Consider the following 1,667-nt stretch of genomic DNA (forward strand, 5'->3'; position numbering starts at 1 on the left):
CCGCGCCATCGCCCCGCCGCTCACCCAGCCGGAAGGACAGGTCGACCTTCGCCCCGCCCACGGCCACCGGCTCATTCGCCACGGTCAGACCCGGCAGCGAGGCGACCGCGGTCTCCGCGCCCTGCTCGGTGTTGTTCAGCGTGAGCATCGTCTGGAAGAGCGGATGCCGGGACAGCGAACGCTCCGGGTTGACCACCTCGACCAGCCGCTCGAAGGGCAGATCCTGGTACGCGTATGCCTCCAGATCCCGCACCCGCACCCGTTCGATCAGCTCCGCGAACGTCGGGTCACCGGAAGTGTCCGTCCGCAGCACCAGCGTGTTCACGAAGAAGCCGACCAGGTCGTCCAGCGCGTCATCGGTGCGGCCAGCCACGGGGGTGCCCAGCGGGATGTCCGTCCCCGCGCCCAGCCGCGTGAGCAGCGTGGACAGCGCCGCCTGCACCACCATGAACAGGCTGGCCCGACGCTCACGGGCGATCCGCGTCAGCTTCTCGTGCAGCTCCGGGGCGAGGTCGAGGGCGACGGAGTCGCCCTGGTAGGTGGCGACCGCCGGGCGGGGGCGGTCGAACGGCAGGGACAGCTCTTCCGGAAGGTCGGCCAACACGGCCTTCCAGTACGCCAGTTGGCGGGTGATTTCACTGTCGGAGTCATCCTCGGCGCCGAGCACCTCGCGCTGCCAGATGCTGTAGTCCGCGTACTGGACCGGCAGCGGCTCCCAGCCGGGAGCCCCACCCGAGCCGACCCGCGCCGCGTACGCACTGGTCAGATCGCGGGCCAGCGGGCCCATCGACCACGCGTCGCTCGCGATGTGATGCGCGACGACCAGCAGTACGTACGCGTCGTCGCCCAGCTCGAACAGCCAGACCCGCAGCGGTCCTTCCGACCGAAGGTCGAAGGCGTGGCGGGCCGCACCGAGGAGTTCGGTGCGCAGCCGGGTCTCGTCGGTCCGTACCACCGCGAGCCCGACCGCTTCGGCGTCCCGGACGACCTGGTACGGACCGTCGGCGTCCTCCGCGAACACCGTGCGCAGGCTCTCGTGCCGCGCCACCACATCGCCCAGGGCCAGCCGCAACGCGCGCTCGTCCAGCTCACCGCTCAGCCGCAACGCCACCGGAATGTTGTACGTGGCACTCGGCCCCTCGAACTGATGCAGGAACCACAAGCGCTGCTGCGCCAGCGACAGCGGCAGCCGCGCCGGGCGCGGTTCCACCGCCCGTAGCGGCGAGCGCGCCGCGGCGGAGGCGTCCAGCACGGTCGCGAGCTCGGCGACGGTGGGGGCCTCGAAGACCCGCCGCACCGCCAGTTCGACGTCCAGGACCGAGCGGATCCGGCTGACCAGCTTCGTGGCCAGCAGCGAATGTCCACCGAGTCCGAAGAAGTCGTCGTCGATGGTGACCGACTCCAGGCCCAGCACCTCGGCGAAGAGACCGCACAGGATCTCCTCGCGCGGCGAACGCGGGGCCCGGCCGCCCGTCGAGCCCGGACCGTAGTCGGGCGCGGGCAGGGCGCGCCGGTCCAGCTTGCCGTTCGGCGTCAGCGGGAAGGCGTCCAGGGTCATGAACGCGGAGGGCACCATGTAGTCGGGGAGCTGTGCGCCCACATGCCGGCGCAGCTCGGCGCCGCTCGGCACACCACCATCCGCCGCCGGGACGAGATAGGCGACCAGC

The 1,667-nt window shown here is 71.5% G+C and carries 1 protein-coding gene; it reads right to left on the bottom strand.

Features of this window, described 5'->3' with window-relative positions; translation table 11 throughout:
- Positions 1–1,667 (bottom strand): condensation domain-containing protein (locus NP777_RS46760; RefSeq protein WP_256656300.1); only part of this gene is annotated, 1,667 nt, incomplete at both ends.

Origin of the sequence: Streptomyces rugosispiralis (assembly GCF_024505145.1) — a bacterium.
GTDB classification, from domain to species: domain Bacteria; phylum Actinomycetota; class Actinomycetes; order Streptomycetales; family Streptomycetaceae; genus Streptomyces; species Streptomyces rugosispiralis.